Annotated in this window: 23 protein-coding genes; 11 read left to right on the top strand and 12 right to left on the bottom strand. The window is 71.9% G+C overall.

Annotated elements, in window-relative coordinates; translation table 11 throughout:
• Nucleotides 1–102 precede the first annotated feature (102 nt).
• The 3 genes from AB0M59_RS32530 to AB0M59_RS32540 all read right to left on the bottom strand — a co-directional run bounded on the left by AB0M59_RS32530 (nt 103) and on the right by AB0M59_RS32540 (nt 2,793).
• Nucleotides 103–1,038 carry a ParA family protein gene (locus AB0M59_RS32530; RefSeq protein WP_364622912.1) on the bottom strand — a complete coding sequence of 312 codons (936 nt, stop codon included), beginning with the start codon at nt 1,036–1,038 and terminating at the stop codon, nt 103–105.
• Between the two features lie 64 nt (nt 1,039–1,102).
• The gene (locus tag AB0M59_RS32535; RefSeq protein ID WP_364622915.1) at nt 1,103–1,894 is read right to left on the bottom strand and encodes a thioesterase family protein; all 792 of its coding nucleotides are present in this window, start codon (nt 1,892–1,894) and stop codon (nt 1,103–1,105) included.
• A complete protein-coding gene (locus AB0M59_RS32540) occupies nt 1,894–2,793 on the bottom strand; it encodes a RecB family exonuclease (protein WP_364622918.1) in 900 nt (299 codons plus the stop codon). The genes AB0M59_RS32535 and AB0M59_RS32540 overlap by 1 nt, the downstream gene beginning before the upstream one ends.
• A 223-nt stretch (nt 2,794–3,016) precedes the next feature.
• On the opposite strand from AB0M59_RS32540, the gene AB0M59_RS32545 reads away from it, so the two are divergent.
• Together AB0M59_RS32545 and AB0M59_RS32550 are read left to right on the top strand one after the other, a co-directional pair.
• A complete protein-coding gene (locus AB0M59_RS32545; protein ID WP_364622921.1) occupies nt 3,017–4,168 on the top strand; it encodes a site-2 protease family protein in 1,152 nt (383 codons plus the stop codon).
• Nucleotides 4,169–4,240: 72 nt separating this feature from the next.
• A complete protein-coding gene (locus tag AB0M59_RS32550) occupies nt 4,241–5,071 on the top strand; it encodes a tRNA (adenine-N1)-methyltransferase (RefSeq protein WP_364622923.1) in 831 nt (276 codons plus the stop codon).
• A 256-nt stretch (nt 5,072–5,327) separates the two neighbouring features.
• Here AB0M59_RS32550 and AB0M59_RS32555 read toward each other — a convergent pair whose 3' ends face one another.
• Nucleotides 5,328–5,777, bottom strand: coding sequence for a hypothetical protein (locus AB0M59_RS32555; RefSeq protein WP_364622926.1), 450 nt, complete (start codon nt 5,775–5,777; stop codon nt 5,328–5,330).
• 13 nt (nt 5,778–5,790) lie between these two features.
• Nucleotides 5,791–6,642, bottom strand: coding sequence for a hypothetical protein (locus AB0M59_RS32560; protein WP_364622929.1), 852 nt, complete (start codon nt 6,640–6,642; stop codon nt 5,791–5,793).
• A gap of 365 nt (nt 6,643–7,007) precedes the next feature.
• Between AB0M59_RS32560 and arc the strand changes: the two genes are divergently transcribed.
• Nucleotides 7,008–8,810: a proteasome ATPase gene (gene arc, locus AB0M59_RS32565; protein WP_364622931.1), complete on the top strand. Its 1,803-nt coding sequence runs from the start codon at nt 7,008–7,010 to the stop codon at nt 8,808–8,810.
• Here the strand turns inward: arc and AB0M59_RS32570 are convergent.
• Nucleotides 8,798–9,787, bottom strand: a complete 990-nt coding sequence (locus AB0M59_RS32570) for a DMT family transporter (RefSeq protein WP_364622934.1) — start codon at nt 9,785–9,787, stop codon at nt 8,798–8,800. The genes arc and AB0M59_RS32570 overlap by 13 nt on opposite strands.
• Before the next feature lie 98 nt (nt 9,788–9,885).
• On the opposite strand from AB0M59_RS32570, the gene AB0M59_RS32575 reads away from it, so the two are divergent.
• Complete coding sequence (locus tag AB0M59_RS32575; protein WP_364622936.1) at nt 9,886–10,731, top strand: DUF3626 domain-containing protein; 846 nt, start codon at nt 9,886–9,888, stop codon at nt 10,729–10,731.
• Here the strand turns inward: AB0M59_RS32575 and AB0M59_RS32580 are convergent.
• Together AB0M59_RS32580 and AB0M59_RS32585 are read right to left on the bottom strand one after the other, a co-directional pair.
• Complete coding sequence (locus AB0M59_RS32580; RefSeq protein WP_364622939.1) at nt 10,708–11,595, bottom strand: TIGR03620 family F420-dependent LLM class oxidoreductase; 888 nt, start codon at nt 11,593–11,595, stop codon at nt 10,708–10,710. The genes AB0M59_RS32575 and AB0M59_RS32580 overlap by 24 nt on opposite strands.
• Before the next feature lie 68 nt (nt 11,596–11,663).
• On the bottom strand, nt 11,664–12,002 hold the full coding sequence (locus AB0M59_RS32585) for a metalloregulator ArsR/SmtB family transcription factor (protein ID WP_364622941.1): 339 nt from the start codon (nt 12,000–12,002) through the stop codon (nt 11,664–11,666).
• A 45-nt stretch (nt 12,003–12,047) separates the two neighbouring features.
• Here AB0M59_RS32585 and AB0M59_RS32590 point away from each other — a divergent pair, with 45 nt between their 5' ends.
• The 3 genes from AB0M59_RS32590 to AB0M59_RS32600 are packed head-to-tail and all read left to right on the top strand — an operon-like array spanning nt 12,048 to nt 13,982.
• Nucleotides 12,048–12,386 carry a hypothetical protein gene (locus AB0M59_RS32590; RefSeq protein ID WP_364622943.1) on the top strand — a complete coding sequence of 113 codons (339 nt, stop codon included), beginning with the start codon at nt 12,048–12,050 and terminating at the stop codon, nt 12,384–12,386.
• Nucleotides 12,383–13,324, top strand: a complete 942-nt coding sequence (locus AB0M59_RS32595) for an aldo/keto reductase (RefSeq protein WP_364622945.1) — start codon at nt 12,383–12,385, stop codon at nt 13,322–13,324. Before AB0M59_RS32590 ends, AB0M59_RS32595 begins: the two co-directional genes overlap by 4 nt.
• A 49-nt stretch (nt 13,325–13,373) precedes the next feature.
• Entirely contained in the window at nt 13,374–13,982 is a 609-nt protein-coding gene (locus tag AB0M59_RS32600; protein WP_364622948.1) for a hypothetical protein, read from the top strand.
• Here the strand turns inward: AB0M59_RS32600 and AB0M59_RS32605 are convergent.
• Nucleotides 13,973–14,491, bottom strand: a complete 519-nt coding sequence (locus AB0M59_RS32605) for an NUDIX domain-containing protein (RefSeq protein WP_364622951.1) — start codon at nt 14,489–14,491, stop codon at nt 13,973–13,975. The two genes, AB0M59_RS32600 and AB0M59_RS32605, sit on opposite strands and share 10 nt — an antisense overlap.
• Nucleotides 14,492–14,533: 42 nt before the next feature.
• On the opposite strand from AB0M59_RS32605, the gene dop reads away from it, so the two are divergent.
• From dop to prcA, 4 genes are all read left to right on the top strand, one after another.
• Nucleotides 14,534–16,036 carry a depupylase/deamidase Dop gene (gene dop / locus AB0M59_RS32610; RefSeq protein ID WP_364622954.1) on the top strand — a complete coding sequence of 501 codons (1,503 nt, stop codon included), beginning with the start codon at nt 14,534–14,536 and terminating at the stop codon, nt 16,034–16,036.
• A gap of 86 nt (nt 16,037–16,122) precedes the next feature.
• Complete coding sequence (locus tag AB0M59_RS32615; RefSeq protein WP_013226725.1) at nt 16,123–16,317, top strand: ubiquitin-like protein Pup; 195 nt, start codon at nt 16,123–16,125, stop codon at nt 16,315–16,317.
• A 143-nt stretch (nt 16,318–16,460) separates the two neighbouring features.
• Nucleotides 16,461–17,315 carry a proteasome subunit beta gene (prcB, locus tag AB0M59_RS32620; RefSeq protein ID WP_364622957.1) on the top strand — a complete coding sequence of 285 codons (855 nt, stop codon included), beginning with the start codon at nt 16,461–16,463 and terminating at the stop codon, nt 17,313–17,315.
• Between the two features lie 57 nt (nt 17,316–17,372).
• A complete protein-coding gene (gene prcA, locus AB0M59_RS32625) occupies nt 17,373–18,182 on the top strand; it encodes a proteasome subunit alpha (protein ID WP_364622960.1) in 810 nt (269 codons plus the stop codon).
• Between the two features lie 50 nt (nt 18,183–18,232).
• On the opposite strand, the gene AB0M59_RS32630 is transcribed toward prcA, so the two are convergent.
• Genes AB0M59_RS32630 through AB0M59_RS32640 form a run of 3 tightly spaced genes read right to left on the bottom strand, consistent with a single transcriptional unit; the run spans nt 18,233 to nt 20,961 of the window.
• Nucleotides 18,233–19,009 carry a class I SAM-dependent methyltransferase gene (locus tag AB0M59_RS32630; RefSeq protein WP_364622962.1) on the bottom strand — a complete coding sequence of 259 codons (777 nt, stop codon included), beginning with the start codon at nt 19,007–19,009 and terminating at the stop codon, nt 18,233–18,235.
• A 31-nt stretch (nt 19,010–19,040) separates the two neighbouring features.
• A complete protein-coding gene (locus AB0M59_RS32635) occupies nt 19,041–19,727 on the bottom strand; it encodes a hypothetical protein (RefSeq protein WP_364622965.1) in 687 nt (228 codons plus the stop codon).
• Between the two features lie 40 nt (nt 19,728–19,767).
• Nucleotides 19,768–20,961 carry an alpha/beta hydrolase-fold protein gene (locus tag AB0M59_RS32640; RefSeq protein ID WP_364622968.1) on the bottom strand — a complete coding sequence of 398 codons (1,194 nt, stop codon included), beginning with the start codon at nt 20,959–20,961 and terminating at the stop codon, nt 19,768–19,770.
• Nucleotides 20,962–20,992 lie beyond the last annotated feature (31 nt).

The following is a 20,992-nucleotide window of genomic DNA, read 5'->3' on the forward strand; positions in this document are numbered from 1 at the left end:
GGCCTGAGCGCGATCGGAGCCGACGAACTCGGCTCGGCCGCCCAGCGCGACCGCCGTCGCCGTAAACAGTGTTCTAACACTGTTTCTCACTCACGACGGGAGTCAGCGGGGCCGGTTGGGCTTCTTCGGCAGCAGGTCGTAGAGGCCCTTGCGGGCGCCGTTGTCGTTGACGTTGCGGGCCACCGCCACCTCGGAGATGAAGTCCTCGAAGACGAACTCCTCGTCGGCCGGGACCACCGCGGGTGCCTGGTTCTGCTCCAGGTAGCTGTCCAGCGTCGTCGCGATCTCGCGGAACGACAGCGCCTGCAACGTCTCCGGGGCGTAGGTCGTCACCGGGACGCCGTTCGCCGCCGCCTCGTTCATCACCACGCCCAGCGGCAGGTGCGACAGCATCGGGATGCCGAACTCGTACATCTCCTGCAGCGCCGCGGCCGCGTAGTGCGAGATCGGCCGCCGGTAGAGGCTCGGCACCAGACCGAACCAGGACAGCGGGGGCCGCCCGACCGTCTGCTCGACGTACCGGACCTGGTCGGCCAGCAGCCGCAGCGCGCGAATGCTCGTCTTGTCCGGCTGGACCGGGACCAGGATGCCGTGCGACGCCGCCAGCGCGTTGTTCGTCAGGACGTCCAGCGCCGGCGGGCAGTCGATGATGCAGTGGTCGTAGTTGGCGAACTGGATGACCCGTGCCAGCTGCCAGCCGGGCACGCGGAACGAGTCGAGCCGCCGGATCAGGTCGAACATCCCCGGTGACGTCGGCACGACGTCGAGCGCGCCGCCCTTGCCGAGGTTGCTGCGCGGGTGCGGGACGACGATCTCCTCGATCGGGCCCTTCCACGTCTTGGCCAGCGCTTTCGCCAGGCTCGGCTTGTCCGGGGGCACCTCGGACAACCCGAGCATCTCGGTCGTCGCGTGGCCCTGCGGGTCGAGGTCGACCAGCAGTACCCGGCGCCCCTGTTCGGCCAGTGCGGCCGCGGTGCCGACGCTCAGCGAGGTCTTGCCGACCCCACCTTTCTGGTTGACCACCGAGGTGATCTGCATGCCGGAGCGCTCCTCAAGTCGGTCGTTCCGCGAAGGCTATTGGATGCGGGCCCGTTGTGGGTGGCTATCCGCCCCCGGCCTGTCGCGGTCGCACCATCAGCGCCTGCGCGCCGGTGGCCACCGGGCCGTCGCCGTCGTGCAGGATGCTCGTCGCCGTGCCGACGCCGTGCTTGCCGACCAGGGTGACCGCGTCGAGGCCGATCCACTCGCCCGCCGGCGGGCGCCGCAGGTGCACGGTCAGCTCGGAGTTGATGAACCACCACTTGCGCGGGTCGAGGTAGTTCGACACGCCGTTGCCGGAGTCGGCGACGGCGAACAGGCGCTGCAGTCCGCTCGGCTCCTCACCGTCGACCAGCGGGACGCGCTGGCGGGCCCAGACCGCCGCCGGGCCGGGCACGTCCATGCCGCCGCGGACCGCGCGCCACTCCACCGCGTCGAGGTAGCCGGCCTGCCAGCCTTCGGGCCACTGTGACTCCGTGACGCTGGCCGGGGTGGGCATCAGCGGCCCGGCGTCGGTGGCGATCTCGGCCGTGTCGGACGTCGCGATGCGCCACGCCGAAGCTCGTGCCACGACGCGATCCGCGCTCGCCAGCTCGGCCTGCAGCAGTTCGACCGACCGGCCGGGCCGTTCGATCCGGGCCCGCACGGCGAGCTCGGCGACCGGGGCCGGGCCGAGGATCTCGACGGTGACCCGCGCGAGTTCCGCCGGGTGCGCGGGTTCGACGTTTTCGAGCGCCCGGACCAGCAACGCCGACGGCGGGCCGAAGTGCTGGGAGTCGGAGGACCAGGGCCCGGCCGTGTGGGCGGTCGCGGAGTACCGGTCGCCGCCGAGCGGGACGTAGAAGGCGTCGGCCATCAGTCGGCCCGGTCCAGCGGCGTCTCGTCGCCCGCGTCGGGCTCCGGCCAGCCGGGGTAGGCGGGTGGCGTGCCGCCGTATTCGGGACAGTGCGCCTGGTGGTCGCACCAGTTGCACAGCTTGCTCTTGTTCGCCCGGAAGTCTCCGGTCTTGCCCGCCTTGAGGATGGCCTGCCAGATGGCTTCCAGCGTCCGCTCGAACCGGATCAGCTCGGCTTCGTCCGGGGTGTAGGCCAGCGACTGGCCGTCGGTGAGGTACATCAGCTTCAGCTGGCGCGGCACGATCCCGCGCAGCCGCCACAGCACCACGGCGTAGAACTTCATCTGGAACATCGCCTTGGCCTCGCCGATTTCACGCGGCGCGGCGCCGGTCTTGTAGTCGACGACCCGGATCTCGCCGGTCGGCGCGACGTCGACGCGGTCGATGTAGCCGCGCAGCAGCACGCCGGAACCGAGCTCGATCTCGACGTGCAGCTCGCACGCCTCCGGCTCGAGCCGCCGCGGGTCTTCCAGCTCGAAGTAGGCGTCGAGCAGCTTTTCCGCCGACCGCAACCAGTCCGCGTGGTCGTCGGGCTTCTCGCCGTCGAACAGCTCGGTCCACTCCGGACGGTCTTCGGACAGCTCCGTCCACGCCGGGCCGAGCAGCTCCCGCGCCTGGGCGGGCACGCGCTCCGCGGCGGGCAGCGCGAACAGCCGCTCCAGTACCGAGTGGACGAGCGTGCCGCGCAGCTGGGCCTTGGTCGGTACCTCGGGAAGCCGGTCGACCGCGCGGAACCGGTAGAGCAGCGGGCACTGCTTGAAGTCACTGGCCCTCGACGGCGACAACGCGGGCCGCCGGCGCACCTCGGTGGCGACGGCGGCGGCTGGGGGTTCCGTGGTGACGGTGTCGGCGTCGGACATGGGCAGAGCGTAACGCCGGGGTACGACAGTTCCGGCGACCGCAACGCCCGCCGGCCCCGACAGGTCCGGACAACCCGCGTACCCGGGCAGTCGGTTCGGCCCCGGCGCCGAGCCGACCCTCCGGGTACGCGAGTCGTCCTTCCAGGTACAGGTGCCCGCCATGGGCGACACCACCCGGACCGGATCACCCGGTACCCACACCGGGGGCTCTAGGCTCTCCGGCATGGCCGCGACCAGTGAGCAGGGCACCGGGGGCACCCGGCAGGCCGTCCTCTCGGACGGCGGTCTCCTGCTGTTCCGGGTCGCCGGCGTGCCCGTGCTGCTGGCGCCGTCCTGGTGGATCGGCTCGCTGGTCGTCGTCGTGCTGTACGCGCCGCTGGTCGGGCGGCTGCTCCCGGACGCCTCCACCCTGACGTCGTGGCTGCTGGCCGGCGCTTTCGCGCTGCTGCTGGGCCTGTCGGTGCTCGCCCACGAGCTCGGCCACTGCCTGGCCGCGCTGCGGCTGGGGATCCCGGTGCGGCGGCTGCGCCTCTTCCTGCTGGGCGGGCTGTCCGAAGTGGCCCGCACGCCGAAGCGGCCCGTCCACGAAGGCCTCGTCGCCGCGGCCGGCCCGGCGGTGTCATTGCTGCTGGGCGGGTTCTGTGGCCTGCTGATGTTCGCCGTCCCACCGGACGGCGCGGTCTGGATGCTGGTGGCCGAATGCGCGGTGGCGAACCTCGCCGTCGGCGTGTTCAACCTGCTGCCCGGCCTGCCCCTGGACGGCGGGCGGCTGGTCCGCGCGGGCGTCTGGGCAGCGACGGGGATCCGCGCGAAGGGCACGCGTGCCGCGGTCGCCGGCGGCGCGGTCGTGGCCGCGGGGCTGCTCGTGTGGGCGCTGTGGGGCCTGGCGACCGGGAGCCCGGACCGCTGGCTGCGTCTGGGCGTCTGCGTCGTCACCGCGTGGTTCGTGATCCTCGGCGCGCGCTCGGAGCTGGCCGCGGAAGCGCGCCGCACCTGGCCCGAAGGACTGGAGCTGGGCGAGCTGGTGCGGCCGGTGCTGCAGCTGCCCGCCGAGAGCCCGGTGTCGGACGCGCTGGCCGCGTCGGCGGGCCGGGGCGTGGTACTCGTCCGGGCCGACGGAGTCGCCGCCGGGCTGCTCGACACGGGCGCGGCGGAGCGGCTCGCGGGCACGTCGCCGCACGCGCCGGCGGAACTCGCCGCCGAGCCGATCCGGGCCGAGACCGTGCTGCTGGCCTCGGAACCGGGGGAGGACGTCGTCGAACGCGTCCGCGAAACCGCGGCGTGGCAGTTCCTGGTGGTCGACGACGAGGGCCGCCCGGCGGGCGTGCTGCGCCGGGACGACCTGCGGGCCGCGCTGAACCGCCGCGCCCGCTGACACCCGCTGCGTCCACGGCCCGGGCGGCCTGCGAAGATCTGTCGTCGGCCATTCGGGGTACTGGAGGAAGTGTTGTCGGTCAGCGGACCGTTTCGCGCGGGTGATCGGGTGCAGTTGACCGACTCGAAGGGGCGGCACTACACCCTGACGCTGGCCGACGGCGGGGAGTACCACACCCACCGCGGCGGGCTCGCCCACGACGACCTCATCGGCCGTCCCGAGGGCTCGGTGGTGACCTCCGCGGGCGGGTCGACGTACCTGGCGCTGCGCCCGCTGCTGCCGGACTACGTGCTCTCGATGCCGCGCGGCGCGCAGGTGATCTACCCGAAGGACGCCGCGCAGATCGTGATGTGGGGCGACATCTTCCCCGGCGCTCGCGTGCTCGAGGCGGGCGCGGGTTCTGGTGCGCTGACGTGCTCGCTGCTGCGCGCGGTGGGCCCGGCCGGGAGCGTGCACTCCTACGAGATCCGCGACGACCACGCCGTGCACGCCGAGCACAACGTCGTGAAGTTCTTCGGCGAGAAGCCGGCGAACTGGTCGCTCACGGTGGCGGACCTGGCGTCCCACGAGGGCGAGGTCGACCGGGTCGTGCTGGACATGCTGGCCCCGTGGGACCAGCTGCCGAACGTCGCCGCCCACCTGGTGCCGGGCGGCGTGCTGACGGTCTACGTCGCGACGGTGACGCAGCTGTCGCGCGTCACCGAGTCCTTGCGCGAGCAGCAGTGCTGGACCGAGCCCGAATCGTGGGAAACGCTGATGCGGCCGTGGCACGTGGTAGGCCTGGCGGTGCGCCCGGACCACCGGATGGTCGCGCACACGGCCTTCCTGCTCACGGCCCGGCGGCTCGCGGACGGCACCGTGTCCCCGCGCGTGTCGCGGCGCCCCGCCAAGGGCAAGGGCTGACGTCATGACCGCGCGCCGGTGCCGGCGCGCGGCCGGCTTCGCCGGTTGGGCGGCTTGCCGGGCGCTCGGCGGTTTCGCGCTGGGCGCGCTGCCGACTTTCCGGCAGCCGACGTCGCCGCCGCGCTGGATCGGGGGTGACGTGATCGAGCCGGGCGCCGGGCGCCGGGTCGGAGCCGGACCGCGGTGCCGACCTTGCCGCGCCGGCCATTCCGCTGGTCTGCCTGGCCACTCGCCGGCCCGCGGGGTTCCGGCCGAGCTAGCCCGGCACGCACCAGTGCCCGGACTCCTTGTGCAGCGGGAAGGGCGTGTCCTTCGTCCCGCCCGCGGCCTCGACGTGCACCTTCGCCGTCGCGGACTCGCCGCGGACCTCCGGCGGCTCCTTCAACGTCGCCGTCACCGGGCCGGCCGCGTCCCACGTCCGCTGCAACCCCGCCAGGGCTGCTGCGCTCTGCGGGCGGCACGTCAGCTTGCCGAACGCCGCCGAGTCGTGGTGCGCGATCGCGTCGACGATCGCGCGGGCCAGCACGGTCACCGCTGCTGTATCACCCGCGTCGGGCGCGGTGGACGTCGACGCGCGGGTGGCCGGGGCCGGCGGGGTCGAAGGGGCGGGCGAGGAGCCGGACGGCGCGACGAGCAGCAGTCCCAGCACCACGCCCGCACCGGCCACGCCGAGCAGCACGAGCCCGGCGGCGAGCGCGCGGTTCACCGCCGGCGCGTGCTCACGAGCCGTCCGCCCTGACGTTGGACAGGCACCACAGGCCGGATTCCTTCTGGGCCGACATCGTGCCGACCTTGGTCTTGCTGCCGTCCGTGGCCGAGTAGCGCACGGTGGACTTCTCGCCGGTGTCCTGCGGCGAGCCGGTGAGCTTCACCGTGACCTTCGGGATGTCGCCCGTCGTGCCCTCGAAGACGCTCCGGCAGATGGTGTCGGCCAGCGCCTTCTCGTCGCTCGCGTTGTAGGCGGCGACCGTCGTGTCGAACAGCTCCTGCGAGCTGCCCTGGCCCGAGGGGGCGGGGCCACCGGCCGGCTTGCTGCCGGTCGTCGACGGCTTGGTGGGCGAGGTGGCCCGTGGCTTCGAAGCGGACGTCTTCGGCGCGGACGTCGGCGCGGCAGAGCTGCTGCTGGCGGGCGGGGCAGCGGTGTTGCCGTCGTCGCCGTTGGCCAGGACGACCCACGTCACGCCGCCGCCGACGAGGACCACCGCGGCGGCCGCGATGCCGACGATCAGCCCGGTTTTCTTCTTCTTGGGCGGCGGGGCGTCACCGAAGCCACCGCCCCCGTACGGGTCGTGACCGCCGTAGTTCTGCTGCTGCTGGCCCCACTGGTCCTGCTGGCCGTACTGCGGGTAGCCCTGCTGGGGCTGAGGACCCGTCTGCGGCGGGTAACCGCCCTGCTGCGGCTGACCGTACGGGTCGGGCTGGCCGAACTGCTGGGTGCCGCCGTAGCCCGGCTGGGGCTGCGGTCCGCTCTGGGGGTAGCCACCAGGCTGCTGGCCGTACGGCCCGGGCTGCTGCCCGTAGCCGCCGGGCTGCTGGCCGTAGCCGCCCGGTTGCTGCGGCGGGTAGGTCATGGGTGGTGCCCCCTCGCGTTCCTTCGGCTCCGGACGCCGTCCTCAGGGCGGCCGGCGTCGGCCCGATGCTAGCCATCGGGCCGGGGCGCCGCGCGGTTAGGGCGGAACTCGCCCGAATCGTCATCCCGGGGCACGGTTGGGCCGTCTGTGGAGCGGGTACTCCCGCCGTGCTTGGTTCGTCCCGGCCCGGACGGGCCCGCGACGCGCCGGGGCCACGGCACCGAAATGGCCGCTTGCGCTGCGGGAATGTCCGTGCTGGACCAGGCGAGGAAACCGCGACGCGCCGATCTTGTGATCCGGAAAGGCCTTTTCTTGTCGGTGATCGCCGGTACCGTGGAATGAAAAGCACTCCGAGGAGGTGCCCGATGCATCATGACCTTCCCGGAGGTCGGCGCGAGGAGGCCGACCCTTCAGCAACATCCGGAGCTGGGACGACGGCGGACGAGCAGGCTCGGCAGATCCGTTTTCTCGAGGAGGAAGTGGCGCTGCTGCGCCGCAAACTGACCGACTCGCCACGGCAGAACCGAGTTCTCGAACAGCGGCTCGCCGAGGCCTCGGAAAGGGTGAGCCAGCTCACCGAACGCAACACCAAACTGGTCGAAACCCTGCGTGAAGCGCGAGGACAGCTCCTCGCGCTGCGTGAGGAAGTCGACCGGCTGGCCCAGCCACCGTCCGGGTACGGCGTCTTCGTCGAGGCGTACGAGGACAACACGGTGGACGTCTTCACGGCCGGCCGGAAGATGCGGGTGTCGGTCTCACCCGCGGTCGAGCTCTCGTCGTTGCGTCGCGGCCAGGCGCTGCGGCTCAACGAGGCGCTCACCGTGGTCGAGGCCGGCGGCTTCGAACGCACCGGCGAGGTGTGTGCCTTGCGTGAGGTGCTCGCCGCCGACGTCGAGGGCGGCAGCCTTCGCGCGCTGGTGGTCGGGCACGCGGACGAGGAGCGGGTGGTCCTGCTCTCCGATCTGCTGGCCGAGCAGCCGCTCAAACCGGGCGACTCGCTCCTGGTCGACTCCAAGGCCGGCTACGCGTACGAGCGCGTGCCGAAGGCGGAGGTCGAGGACCTGGTGCTGGAGGAGGTGCCCGACGTCCGCTACGAGGACATCGGTGGCCTCACCCGGCAGATCGAACAGATCCGCGACGCGGTGGAACTGCCGTTCCTGCACGCCGACCTGTACCAGGAGTACCAGCTGCGCCCGCCCAAGGGCGTCCTGCTCTACGGCCCGCCGGGCTGCGGCAAGACGCTCATCGCCAAGGCGGTCGCGAACTCGCTGGCCAAGAAGGTGGCCGCGGCACGGGGCGACAACGAGGACGGGAAGTCCTACTTCCTGAACATCAAGGGTCCCGAGCTGCTCAACAAGTTCGTCGGGGAGACCGAGCGGCACATCCGCCTGATCTTCCAGCGGGCGCGGGAGAAGGCCTCCGAGGGCACCCCGGTGATCGTGTTCTTCGACGAGATGGACTCGATCTTCCGGACCCGTGGGTCGGGCGTTTCGTCCGACGTGGAAACCACGATCGTGCCGCAGCTGCTGTCGGAGATCGACGGTGTCGAAGGCCTGGAGAACGTCATCGTCATCGGCGCCTCCAACCGCGAGGACATGATCGACCCGGCGATCCTGCGGCCGGGCCGGCTCGACGTCAAGATCAAGATCGAGCGTCCGGACGCCGAAGGCGCGAAGGACATCTTCTCCAAGTACCTGGCCGAAGGCCTGCCGATCCACGCCGACGACCTCGCCGAGTTCGGCGGCGACGCCAAGGCGACGTTCGACGCGATGATCCAGCACACGGTCGAGCGGATGTACGAGGAGAGCGACGAGAACCGGTTCCTCGAGGTGACCTACGCCAACGGGGACAAGGAGGTCCTGTACTTCCGTGACTTCAACTCGGGCGCGATGATCCAGAACATCGTGGACCGGGCGAAGAAGTCGGCCATCAAGTCCGTGCTGGAGACCAACCAGCCCGGCCTGCGCGTGCAGCACCTGCTGGACGCGATCGTCGACGAGTTCGCGGAGAACGAGGACCTGCCCAACACCACCAACCCGGACGACTGGGCCCGGATCTCCGGCAAGAAGGGCGAGCGGATCGTCTACATCCGCACGCTCGTCACCGGCAAGAACACGGACTCGGGGCGGGCGATCGACACCGCCACGAACACCGGTCAGTACCTGTAGGTTCGCATGTTCGATGGGGCGGTCGCTTCGGCGGCCGCCCCATCGGCGTGTCCGGCGGTGGACAATTCGGGTTCGGAGGCGCGGCTCCGAGGCGGACGTCCGTGCGCCGCGACGATGCCCAGAACCACCAGGAGCGCGCCGGCCGGCTGGTTCCAGCTCAGCGGTTCGCCCAGTACGAGCACGCCGAGCAGCACCCCGACCACCGGTGTGAGGTAGGTCACGGCCGAGGCGTTGGCCGCGCCCCAGGCCGCGATGATGCGGACGTTCCAGACGTAGGCGATGCCCGTGCCGAAGACGCCGAGCGCCACCATGCTCGCCACCACCGTGAGGCCCAGGTGGACCGGCGTCGCCGCGACCGCCGGCGCCAGCAGGGCGAGGATGACCGTCGCCGAGCCCGTCTGACCGAACGCGACCACGACCGGATCCGCCCCGCGCGGTGAGACGAACCGGCGCAGGTAGACGAAACAGGCGCCGTAGCACGTCGTGGCACCGAGGCAGGTCAGTTGCGCGGTCAGCTGGTGCGAGACGTCGACGCCGTGCCACACCCCGACGATCGTGAGCACGCCGAGGAAACCGAGCGACAGGCCGAGCACGCGGGGCGGCGTGAACCGCTCTTCGGGCAGCGCCGTGGCGGCCATCAGCATCGTGATGAGCGGGGTCGTCGCGTTGAAGATACTGGCCAAACCGGACGAAATGTACTGTTCCGCCCACGAGAACAGCAGGAACGGCACCACGCACAGCAGCACCGAGACGACCGCGAGGTGGCCCCATAGTACGGGATCCCGGGGGAGCGGCCGCCGGCGCAGCACCAGCACGGCCGCCAGCGCGAGCGCGCCCAACCCGACCCGCGCGAGCGCGATCTGACCGGGGGAGAGCCCACCCAGGCCCACCTTGATGAAGAGGAAACTCGCCCCCCAGACGACCGCCAGCAGCGCGAACCGCACCGTGACGCCGAACTCCATGGCTCCGAACCGCATGCGCGCAGTCAAGCCGGGACGGCAGGCGCGAAGCCAGCAGGTTTCGGACGTCGTAATTCCGTATAACGACCTATACGCATCGGGGTAGGATGCCGCCCATGGCGTGGGGGGAAGAACCGTGGCGGCGAGCGGTCGAGCACATCGCGCGCCGCGTGGACGGGCCGCCGCTGCCCGGTGGCCTGGACGTCACCGTCCACTTCCACCCGGACCGCCTGGTGGGCGAGGTGCCGTTGCTGCGGCACCTCGTCATCGACGGCGTCTACCGCTCGCAGTTCGAGACGGGCACGAGCAACGGCGGGCTGACCGCGCACACCGGCGGCGACCGGTGGCGCTGGGAGAACCGCATGTTCGGCGGCGCCTACGACGACCTGCCGCCGTCGGCCCGGCCCAAGTACGGGTCGCTCAACTACCGTCGCCGTCCGGCGGGCGGCTCCGTCCGGTTCGGCTCGTCCCACCTGCGGCTGAAGCGGGAAGTGCTCGCGCGCACGACGTTCTGCTACCCGGACAGCTTCTTCGAGCCGGAAGACTTCGGCACTGCCGAGCACCTGCCGCTGCTCGCCCTCGCCGAGGCGGACACCCAGGACGAGCTCGACGACCACGTCGAAGCCCACGTCCACGGCCCGCTCCGGCTCGCGACGGACGTCGACGCGCTCGTGCTGGACCCGGCGTTCCGGGGCACCGACGTCGAGGCGGCGGCCGCCGAGCTGCCGTTTCCCACCTCCTGGCACCACGGGTTCCGGCTGCCGGTCGAGGTTTTGGCCGAACACGCCGGCTTCCGGGGCGAGGATGTCGTGCGGGCCGGCAAGGAGATCGCCCGGGACGGCCTGCTCGACGCCCGCGTCATCGGCGACGCCGTCCGTGCCGGCCGGCACGATCCGCAGGGGCTCAAGCGCGTCTGGCACTGCACCGCGCGGTTCGGGCTACGCGACGACGCCGGCGGGTAACAGCGCTTCGGCCAGCCGGCGCCAGTGCGGCATGGCCGAAGTGCCCGGTTCGACCCCGATCACCTGGATGCCGACGTGGTCGGCGCCGGCGTCGAGGTGGGCGCCCAGCTTGCCGGTGATCGTGTCGAGGTCGCCCCAGAAGACGAGATCGTCGACGAGCCGGTCGCTGGCGCCGTCGATGTCGGCCGGCGAGTAGCCGAGCCGCCGGAACTTCGCGATGTTGTACTGCGAGGTGAGGTACATGTGCAGGTGGCCGCGGGCGATTTCCCGCGCCTTGGCCGCGTCGGTTTCGAAGAGCACGGCTTGCTCGACGCCGAGGAACGGCCCGTCGCCGAGGATCTCCCGCGCCTGGGCGGTGTGCTCCGGCGTCACGTGGTACGTGTGCGCCCCCGCCGACCGGTCTCGGGCCAGCTCCAGCATCTTCGGGCCGTACGCGGCGAGCAGGCGCCGGATCGGCGTCGGCGGCTCGGGGTTGACGCTCGTGATGGCGTCCAGGGCGTCGAGGTAGTCGTTCATCGCCTGAAGCGGCTTCGCGCCGGGCTCCCCGGCGCCGAAGCCGAGGCCGAGCAGGTGGCGGTCCGGGTAGGCGTCGGCCAGCAGCAGGGCCGCGCCGCGGGTCCAGCGCGGTCCGCGCGACCGGATCTGCGCGATCCCGTTGACGACGGTGAGGCGTTCGGTGGCCGACAGCAGGAACCCGGCGTGCGTCAGGGCTTCCCGGCCGTCGCTCTCCGGGATCCAGACCGCCGGCCAGCCGAGTTCTTCCAGCTCCCGCACGGAGTCCCGGATCAGGCCGGCCGGCTGGTCCTCGAAGTCGAACGTCCAGATGCCGTAGCGGCCGAGCCGCATGTTCTCGATCGTGCCCATGCATCGAAGTATCGCAGAAGTACGATATGAGTCAACCGTGTGTCCGCCGCGGCGGGGGAGGGGAGCGGTCAGAGGGAGTGGCCGAGCGCGGCGACGAACTCGGCGATCCGGGCTTCGTCGCGCTTGTAGTGCGTCCACTTGCCGACGCGGGTCGCGCGCACCAGGCCGGCGCGCTGCAGCGACGCCATGTAGGCCGACACGGTCGACTGCGCGAGACCCAGCTTCTCCTGGATGTGGCTCACGCACACGCCGACCTCGACCGGGTCGGCGATGGCCCGGTCCACGGGGAAGTGCCGCTCGGGCTCCCGCAGCCACCGCAGCACCTGCAGCCGCACGGGGTTCGCGAGCGCCTTGAAGACCTCGAGCAGCTGCTCGGCGTCCGGCTGGGATTCGGTGCGTGTCGTCATGGCTGGTTCGAGTATATCGACGTATAACGACCTATACTCCACGCCGTGAGCGAAGAAATCCGCCGGCCGCGCGCGCCGATCACCGAAACCGACGTACTGGCCTGGCTGGAGACGACGGCCGCCGCCGTCCAGGCGGGGGAGGTGAGCGCCCAAGAGCTCATCGACATCCTCGGGGAGCTGCGCCGTGCCTCGGCCGCTTGTGCCGACGCCTCCGACTGGGCCCTGCTCGCCGCCCGCGAAGGCGGCGCGAGCCTCCGTCAGATCGCGCCGGTCTTCGGCAAGGGGTACGTCCGGGCGCCGGCCGCGCGCCTCGAGAAGCTCCACCGCCAGGCCCAGAACGCCGACCAGTGGCTGGCCATCCTCCGGCACAAGCAGACGGCGTGAGGGCGCCGGTGGAGCGCATCGCGCTCGGCCTGGCCGCGCTGGGCCGGCCCGCCTACATCAACCTGGGCCGCGACGGTGCGCTGCCGGCGGAGCGGGACGTCGAGTCCATGCGCGCCGCGACCTTCGCGGTGCTCGACGACGCCTACGCCGCGGGGATCCGGCACGTCGACGTCGCGCGGTCGTACGGGCGCTCCGAGGAGTTCCTGGCCGGCTGGCTCGCCGAGCGCGGGCACCCCGGCGTCGAGGTCTCCAGCAAGTGGGGCTACGCCTACGTGGGGGACTGGCGGCTCGACGCCGACGTGCACGAGGTGAAGGAGCACTCGGCGGCGCGGTTCGCCGCGCAGTGGGCGGAAACCCTGGCGCTGCTGGCAGATCGGGTCGGCCTGTACCAGGTGCATTCGCTCACTGTGGACAGTCCTTTGTTCACCGACGAGCCGCTGATCGAGGCGCTGGCGGAGCTTTCCGCGAACGGCGTCGCGGTCGGGTTCTCGACGTCCGGACCGGCGCAGGCGGACGCGATCGAGCGGGCGTTCGCGCTGGAAGTGGCCGGGCGGCCGGTGTTCTCGGCGGTGCAGTCGACGTGGAACGTCCTGGAACGGTCCGCCGGGCCGGCGCTCGCCGCGGCGCACGCGGCCGGGAAGCGCGTGCTGGTCAAGGAAACCCTGGCCAACGGCCGGCTCGCGGTCGAAGCCCCGAAGGCGGTCCGCGACATCGCGGCGGCGCACGGGATCGGGCCGGACGCCGTCGCCGTCGCCGCGGTGCTGGCGCAGGAGTGGGCTGCCGCGGCGGTCATCGGCCCGGCGAGCCCGGGCCAGCTCGAGGCGAACCTGCGGGGCGCCACGCTCTCGTTGAGCACGGAGGAGGAGGCCGGACTCGCGGGCCTGGCGGAGAATCCGGAGCAGTACTGGCGACACCGGTCCTCGTTGCGTTGGGACTGAGGGGCTGCACTACTCTGCGCAGGCACGAAACCGGATGACAGGAGTCGAGGTGCGGCATCGGCAGGCGATCGCGTTGGCCGCGGTTGCGTTGGCAAGCCTCACCGGCTGCGACGGGCCCGACCCGAACAACCTCGAGACGTACTACGACGATCCGGTGACCACGTCGGCGCCGGTCCCCGCGGAACCGCGGGTGAGTCAGGCCCAGGCCGCGCCGGAGAAACCGGCGGTCCCCGATCTCGGGCCGCTCGCGGAGCGGGCGCTGCTGACCGACGCCGATGTCGCGGAAGAAGGCGTCGAGCCGGTTTCCGGCGAGGCCTCGGGGTGCCTGGCGGACGGGCCGTCGGTGGGCAGCCGGACGGCGACCTGGCGCTACCCCGGCGCGTCGCTGCTGAGCCACCGCGTCCTCGCGTTCCCGGACCGATCGGCCGCCCAAGCCGTCGCGGAAAACGAGTGCGCGGGCAAGACGGTGAGCGTCCCCGTCCAGCCCGGGGTCGAGTTGCAGCATGCCTGGCGCGATGGCAAGACCTGCACGGTGATGCTGGCCAAGGGAAGCCTGGTGTCCGAGCTGACGGTCTCGGCGAGCACCGAGACCCGCGCGGTGGACGCGGCGAAGCGCCTGCTGCCCGCGATGACGGCGAAGCTCACCGCTCAGCCGTAGCGGCGGAACCATTCCTGGACGCCTTCGCGGCCGTCGGGGATGAAGGGCAGTTCGGGTGCCGGGTCGTCGATCCAGGCGCGGAGCTCTTCCAGCGGGATCCAGCGGCCTTCGACGATCTCTTCGGCCTGGTGGCGGATCGGGCCGTCCCAGCGGACCTCGAAGGCGAAGTTGTGGCAGCGATTGCGACCGTCGTCGTAGACCTTGGTGAACAGCGGAGCGGGTTCCACCCCTTGGACGCCGAGCTCTTCGGCCAGTTCCCGGCCGGCGCACTCGGCCGGTGACTCGCCCGCGGCGACCATGCCGCCGGCCCAGCAGTCCCAGGTGGACGGGAACACGTCCTTGTCCGGGGTGCGCAGGTGCACGTAGACGGCCTTTCCGTCACCCGAACGGACGAGTACGACGCCGGCGGCGTGCCACAGGCCCTCGGCACGGACGCGGGAGCGGCTGGTCGTGCCGACGGCGGAGCCGGCCTGGTCATAGAGCGCAACGAGTTCGTCACTGCCTGGCATGGGTGCATCGTTCCACTAGGACGACCCCGTAGGGTGGTGGACATGCGGCGGATCATGGGAACCGAAGTCGAGTACGGCATCTCCGTGCCGGGCGACGCGACGGCGAACCCGGTACTCACCTCGACCCAGGTCGTGCTGGCCTACGCGGCCGCGGCCGACATCCCGCGCGCCCGCCGGGCGCGGTGGGACTACGAGGTGGAGTCCCCGTTGCGGGACGCGCGCGGGTTCGACCTGACCGGGCCCGGCGGGCCCGGGCACGACCCGGACGTCGAGGACCTCGGCGCGGCCAACGTCATCCTGACCAACGGGGCGCGGCTGTACGTCGATCACGCGCACCCGGAGTACTCGGCACCCGAGGTGACGAACGCGCGCGACGCGGTCATCTGGGACAAGGCCGGCGAGCGGGTGATGGAGGAGGCCGCGCTCAAGGCGGCGTCCGTGCCCGGCCAGCCGCAGCTGCAGCTGTACAAGAACAACGTCGACGGCAAGGGCGCGAGCTACGGCACGCACGAGAACTACCTGTGCGCGCGGTCGACGCCGTTCACCGCGATCATCGCCGGGCTGACCCCGTTCTTCGTGTCGCGGCAGGTGGTGACCGGCTCGGGCCGGGTCGGCATCGGCCAGCAGAGCGAAGAGGCCGGGTTCCAGCTCTCCCAGCGTGCGGACTACATCGAGGTCGAGGTCGGGCTCGAGACGACGCTCAAGCGCGGGATCATCAACACCCGCGACGAGCCGCACGCGGACGCGGACAAGTACCGGCGGCTGCACGTCATCATCGGCGACGCGAACATGTCCGAGTACTCGACGTACCTGAAGGTCGGGACGACGGCGCTGATCCTCGACCTGATCGAGTCGGGCATCCGGTTCGACGACCTGAAGCTGGACGAGCCGGTGCGCGCGGTGCACCAGATCAGTCACGACCCGACGCTGAAGGCGCAGGTCGCGCTGGCGAACGGGAAGAAGTACACCGGGCTGGACCTGCAGTTCGCCTACCACGAGATCGCCTCGCAGAACTTGGAGCGCACGGACGCCGACCAGGCCTCGAAGGAGGTCCTGCGGGTCTGGGGCGAGATCCTGGACGCGCTGGCGCGCGACCCGCAGGAGTGCGCGGACCGGCTGGACTGGCCGGCGAAGCTGCGCCTGCTGGAGGGTTACCGGCAGCGGGACAACCTGGCGTGGGGCGCGCCGCGGCTGCGGCTGGTCGACCTGCAGTACTCCGACGTGCGGCTGGCGAAGGGCCTGTACAACCGGCTCGTGACGCGCGGGTCGATGAAACGGCTGGTGTCGGAGGAAGAGGTGCTGGCCGCGGTGACGACGCCGCCCTCGGACACGCGGGCCTACTTCCGGGGCCGGGCGCTGGAGAAGTACGCGACGTCGATCGCGGCGGCGTCGTGGGACTCGGTCATCTTCGACGTGGGCAAGGAGTCGCTCGTGCGGATCCCGACCCTGGAGCCGCTGCGCGGGACCAAGGCCCACGTCGGGAAGCTGCTGGACGAGTCGGCGACGGCGGAGGACCTGGTGGAGGCGCTCACCGGTTCGGACTAGGCGGGACGCACCAGCGATCGCGGCGTGACCCCGAATGTCGGGGCCGCTGGGTAGGCTAGGAAACATCAGCCACACCGGGAGGCGAGATGGCCCAGGAAAAGATCGAAAAGCACGGCGGTGGTGACTCCGACGAGGAGTTCGACGACACCGGCGCGGCGGGTCAGGAGCGGCGCGAGAAGCTCGGCGAGGACGTGGACACGATCCTGGACGAGATCGACGACGTGCTCGAGGAGAACGCCGAGGACTTCGTCCGGGCCTACGTGCAGAAGGGCGGCGAGTAAGCCGCTCGGGCGCTGCGCCCTTGCCGACCGTTCAGCCGGCGGCCGGGGTTCCGCGCGTGGTGACCGTGGTCCGGGTGGGCCCGGCTCGCCCGGCGCGGGGCTCTGGTCCGCGTGGCCCGCACAGATGGGATTTTTGAGCACGTATGGACAACACCAGGGGCATGTCGGGTCCCGCGCTGCCGGCCGCGTACTTCTCGTCGGCGACGTCGTCGTTTTCGGACTTCTTGCGGGTGCAGGCGCCGGAGCTGCTTCCGGAGCGGCGGGTGGGCGGTGGCGTCGCGGAGCTGGGCGTGCCGCACGGGACGACGATCGTCGCGCTGACCTTCGCGAGCGGTGTGCTGATCGCGGGTGACCGGCGGGCGACGTCGGGGAACCTGGTCGCGAGCCGCGACATCGAGAAGGTGCACGTCACCGACGAGTATTCGGCGGTGGGCATCGCGGGCACGGCCGGGCTGGCCGTGGAGATGGTGCGGCTGTACGCGGTGGAACTGGCGCACTACGAGAAGATCGAGGGCGTCCGGCTGTCGCTGGACGGCAAGACGAACAAGCTGGCCGGGATGGTCAAGGCCAACCTCGAGATGGCGATGGCCGGGCTGGCGGCGATCCCGTTGTTCGTCGGGTACGACCTGGAAGCCGAGGACGCCAAGCACGCGGGCCGGATCGTCTCGTACGACGCCGCGGGTGGCCGGTACGAGGAGAACGGCGGCTACGCGGGCATCGGCTCGGGTTCGCTGTTCGCGAAATCCGCGCTGAAGAAGCTGCACGACCCGGACGCCGATCTCGAAGGCGCGGTGCGGGTGGCGGTCGAGGCGCTGTACGACGCGGCGGACGACGACACCGCGTCGGGCGGCCCGGACCTGGTGCGGCGGATCTTCCCGAGCGTCGTGACGATCACCGCGGAGCACGGCGCCGTGCAGCTGCCCGAGTCGGAGACCGCCGCCGTCGCGGAAGCCGTGGTGGCCGGGCGGATCGAGCGCCATCAGCGCCGGCTCTCCTGAAATCGCCGGAGCTGAACCAGTGAACGATGGAACACCGAAAGACCTGGAGCGCACACCGTGACGATGCCGTTGTATGCCTCTCCCGAGCAGCTGATGCGGGAGCGTTCCGAGCTGGCGCGCAAGGGCATCGCGCGCGGCCGGAGCGTGGTGGTGCTGAAGTACGCGGGTGGCGTGCTGTTCGTGGCGGAGAACCCGTCGGCCACGCTGCACAAGGTTTCCGAGATCTACGACCGGATCGGCTTCGCCGCGGTCGGGCGCTACAGCGAGTTCGAGAACCTGCGCGTGGCGGGGATCCGGCACGCGGACCTCAAGGGCTACCAGTACGACCGTCGTGACGTCAGCGCGCGGGCACTGGCGAACGCGTACGCGGCGACGCTGGGCAGCATCTTCACCGAGCAGCTGAAGCCGTTCGAGGTGGAGGTCTGCGTGGCCGAGGTGGGGGCGACCTCGGCGGAGGACCAGCTGTACCGGCTGACCTACGACGGGTCGATCTTCGACGAGCCGCAGTTCACCGTCATGGGCGGGCAGAACGAGAAGATCGCGGCGAAGCTGAAGGAGACGTTCGAGGACGGCCTGGACCTGCAGGCGGCCTTGGGCGTGGCGGTGGCGGCCCTGCGCACGCCGACCCAGCCGGCGCCGACGACGACGTCTTCGTCGACGGCCTCTTCTTCGTCCTCGTCTTCGGCGGCGAGCTCGTCGCCGAACGGCAACGGCGAGGCCGACCCGATCAAGCTGGAGGTGGCGGTGCTGGACCGCGACCGCCCGCGCCGCTCGTTCCGCCGTCTGACGGGCACGGCGCTGGACTCGCTGCTGCCGGTCCCGGACCCGCAGGGCGACGAGCCGGAGGGCAAGCCGGAAGGCGAGTAGTACTTCGCGAAGGCGGGGGGCGTGGTCGGTGACCGCGCCCCCCGCCTTCGTCATGCGGGCCGGTGGGCGAAGGCGAGCAGGTGGGCGCTGGCGTCCATGAGGTGCGGGTCCCGCTCGACGATCCGGGCGGCGCGCAGGGCCGGTTCGACGAGCTCGTCGAACCGGGACAGCCCGGCAGAGTCGAGCGCGGGCCACGAAGGCCCTTCGACGCCGAAGACGGCTGTGCCGGCGAAGCCCGCGGCGGCGACTTCGTCGTGGAGTTGGGTCGCCGTGTGCCAGTGCGTGGGGACGAAGCCGGCGTGGCCGTCGTACGCGCCGGTCTCGATGACCGCGCGAACCGGGGCCACGTGGCCGGGCGTGAGTGTGCCGGCCGCGCCGGTCTCCAGCAGGGAGAGGTACCGGCTGATCCCCGCGGCCGCGAGCAGGCCACCCGGGCGCAGTACGCGCCGGGATTCGGCCAGTGCGCGGGCGCGGTCCTCGGCGTCGACGAGGTGGTAGAGCGGGCCGAACAGCAGGACGACGTCGTACGAGGCGTCGGCCGCGTCGAGGTCGCGCGCGTCGCCGACCGAAGCGGTGACACCGGACAATGTCGCCGCCTGGGCGACGTGGGCCGGTACGACGTCGACCAGGTGCACCGGGTGCCCGGCGGCGGCCAGCCAGGCCGCGTGGACGCCGGTGCCGCCGCCGACGTCGAGGACGCGTTCGTGGCCTGGCAAAAAGCGGCGGAGCAGTTCCCGGGTGCGCAGGTATTCGAGGCGGCCGTGCGGAGTGCGGGCGAGCCTGCTGTCTTCGGCGGGGCCGGTGGCGTAGTGCGTCGCGAGGTCCATGCTCCAGGATCGCGTGCACCACAACCGGATTTCAGGTGGCGCCGGGGCCGAAGAGGCCGTCGAACCGGGCTTTCGCCCGCCGCCGGAGCAGGACGAAGACCGCGGTGAGCACCAGGACCAGCGCGACGGTCCCGCCGAGCAGCCACCACGGCCAGGTGCGCGGGGTGTGCCCGGTGACGACGACCGTGTTGCCGCCGGGCACCGCCGTGATGTCCGCCGGGGTCATGACGAGGTCCTCGGGGGTGAGCAGGTCGTTGTGGGCGCGGAAGTCCGCCAGGTCGGTGTAGCCGCGGCCGGTCCGGTCGATGGCCAGGGACTTCCCGGGGCCGTGCACGACGTAGAGCGTGAGCAGTTCGAGCGTGCCGCGTTCGTGTTCGACGAGCAGCGACCGGGCGTACAGGTCGCCGTCGCCGGCCGTGCGGCGGACTTCGTCGGTGAGGTCGCACTTGTCGGAGGGCCACGGGCCGTGCTGGCCGCCGGCGCCGCACCGGAACGTCCCCAGCAGCGCACCGAAGAGCCGCCCGCCGGGGTAGTTGGCGAAGAGGTACTGCGCTCGCTGCGCGCTCGACCCGGTCCCGGTGAACCGGTCGTTCTTCACCGTCGTCGACCGTGCGTACTCGTCGAGCAGGGCCGCCGTGGACGGGAGCGGGTCCGGCGGTCCGCAGGCGGAGACGGCCAGGGTCGCCGTCACGGCGAGGAGCAGGGAACCGAGGCGCACCCGGCGACCGTAGCCGCGGGTGCCGGGGACCCCTCCCGGTTCAGGACGTCGCGGGGGAGGCCCGGAAGTTCTGGTCGGCGAAGGCGAGCAGGTACGGCAGCGTCGCCCGGGCCGTGTGCCAGGTGTGGTTGAAGCCGCGTTCGGCGTGGACGACCGCTTCCTGGCCGCGGGCGCGGAGGGCGTCGGCGATCCGGTGGGCCGTCGTGACGTCGGTGGGCGCGCCGGTGCCGACCGCGAGCATCACCGAGATAGGCGCGGCGAACGTCATCGCCGGCAGGTAGCGGCGCGGGGTGTTGGCGGCGATGGCCGCCCGGTTGCCGTCGAGGACGCCGACCGAGTCGTTGAGGTCGTCGTAGGGGAGGGCGATCAGCAGGGTGCCGAACTCGTCGACGTGGTGCAGGCCGATGTTGAGCGCCCCGAACCCGCCGCCGGACATGCCGCCCAGCGCCCGGTGACCGCGGTCGGCGACGGTGCGGTAGCGCTGGTCGATCGCCGGGACCACCGTGCGCGCCAGGTACGTCTCCAGCTGCGGGCCGCCGGGGACGTCGAGGCATTCCCAGTCGGTGGCGGGGTTGCCGGCGGTCAGGTCGACGCTGACCACGATCATCGGCGCGATCACGCCGGCGCGCTGCAGGGCCAGCACCGTCCCCGGGGCGTCGCCGGAGGTCAGCCAGTCGCGCGGGCCGCCGAACGGGTAGCCGTGGATCAGGTAGACGACCGGGTAGCGGCGGGCCGCTTTCGCGTCGTAGCCGGGCGGCAGGACGACGTAGTTGCTGCCCGACGGGACACCGTGCGCGGGGTCGGGCAGGTTCACGACGTCGATGCGCTGACCGGCGGCCGCAGCGCCCGCGCCGACCCCGGGCTTCGGCGCGGACGGTGCTTCCTTGTCGTCGTCGAGCAGACGGCCCGCGAGGTTGACGACGCCGGGGCCGCGTTGCAGCAGGCGGGCGAGGTCGTCGGACGTGCGGACGTACCCGACGTAGCTGTTCAGGGCAGTGACTGCCGCGAGCAGCACCAGGACGCCGAAGGCGGTGAAGCCCCAGCGACGTGCCCGGCGCCGGTGCCACAACGCGAAGACGGCAGCGAGGACCGCGACGGCGGCCGAGGCGAGGGCGAGCCAGATGAGCGGGGACTCGAACGGGCCGAGGTCACGGGCGCGCGCGGTGATGTCGCCGGGCAGCACCGGGTCGGTGGCGGCCCGGTGGATGCCGCTCGCCAGGCCGTGCCCGCCCATTCGATCCCCGCTCGTCCCCTGGTCGCGGGCA

Origin of the sequence: Amycolatopsis sp. NPDC051371 (genome assembly GCF_040682155.1) — a bacterium.
Lineage (GTDB): Bacteria > Actinomycetota > Actinomycetes > Mycobacteriales > Pseudonocardiaceae > Amycolatopsis.

Bases quoted from the DNA above. Each gene is read 5' to 3' on its own strand.
- AB0M59_RS32630 (WP_364622962.1), bottom strand. From the start codon at position 19,009: ATGGACCTCGCGACGCACTACGCCACCGGCCCCGCCGAAGACAGCAGG.
- AB0M59_RS32545 (WP_364622921.1), top strand. From the start codon at position 3,017: ATGGCCGCGACCAGTGAGCAGGGCACCGGGGGCACCCGGCAGGCCGTC.
- prcB (WP_364622957.1), top strand. From the start codon at position 16,461: ATGGACAACACCAGGGGCATGTCGGGTCCCGCGCTGCCGGCCGCGTAC.
- arc (WP_364622931.1), top strand. From the start codon at position 7,008: ATGCATCATGACCTTCCCGGAGGTCGGCGCGAGGAGGCCGACCCTTCA.
- dop (WP_364622954.1), top strand. From the start codon at position 14,534: ATGCGGCGGATCATGGGAACCGAAGTCGAGTACGGCATCTCCGTGCCG.
- AB0M59_RS32535 (WP_364622915.1), bottom strand. From the start codon at position 1,894: ATGGCCGACGCCTTCTACGTCCCGCTCGGCGGCGACCGGTACTCCGCG.
- AB0M59_RS32605 (WP_364622951.1), bottom strand. From the start codon at position 14,491: ATGCCAGGCAGTGACGAACTCGTTGCGCTCTATGACCAGGCCGGCTCC.
- AB0M59_RS32560 (WP_364622929.1), bottom strand. From the start codon at position 6,642: ATGACCTACCCGCCGCAGCAACCGGGCGGCTACGGCCAGCAGCCCGGC.
- AB0M59_RS32530 (WP_364622912.1), bottom strand. From the start codon at position 1,038: ATGCAGATCACCTCGGTGGTCAACCAGAAAGGTGGGGTCGGCAAGACC.
- AB0M59_RS32585 (WP_364622941.1), bottom strand. From the start codon at position 12,002: ATGACGACACGCACCGAATCCCAGCCGGACGCCGAGCAGCTGCTCGAG.
- AB0M59_RS32615 (WP_013226725.1), top strand. From the start codon at position 16,123: ATGGCCCAGGAAAAGATCGAAAAGCACGGCGGTGGTGACTCCGACGAG.
- AB0M59_RS32540 (WP_364622918.1), bottom strand. From the start codon at position 2,793: ATGTCCGACGCCGACACCGTCACCACGGAACCCCCAGCCGCCGCCGTC.
- AB0M59_RS32640 (WP_364622968.1), bottom strand. From the start codon at position 20,961: ATGGGCGGGCACGGCCTGGCGAGCGGCATCCACCGGGCCGCCACCGAC.
- AB0M59_RS32580 (WP_364622939.1), bottom strand. From the start codon at position 11,595: ATGGGCACGATCGAGAACATGCGGCTCGGCCGCTACGGCATCTGGACG.
- AB0M59_RS32575 (WP_364622936.1), top strand. From the start codon at position 9,886: ATGGCGTGGGGGGAAGAACCGTGGCGGCGAGCGGTCGAGCACATCGCG.
- AB0M59_RS32570 (WP_364622934.1), bottom strand. From the start codon at position 9,787: ATGCGGTTCGGAGCCATGGAGTTCGGCGTCACGGTGCGGTTCGCGCTG.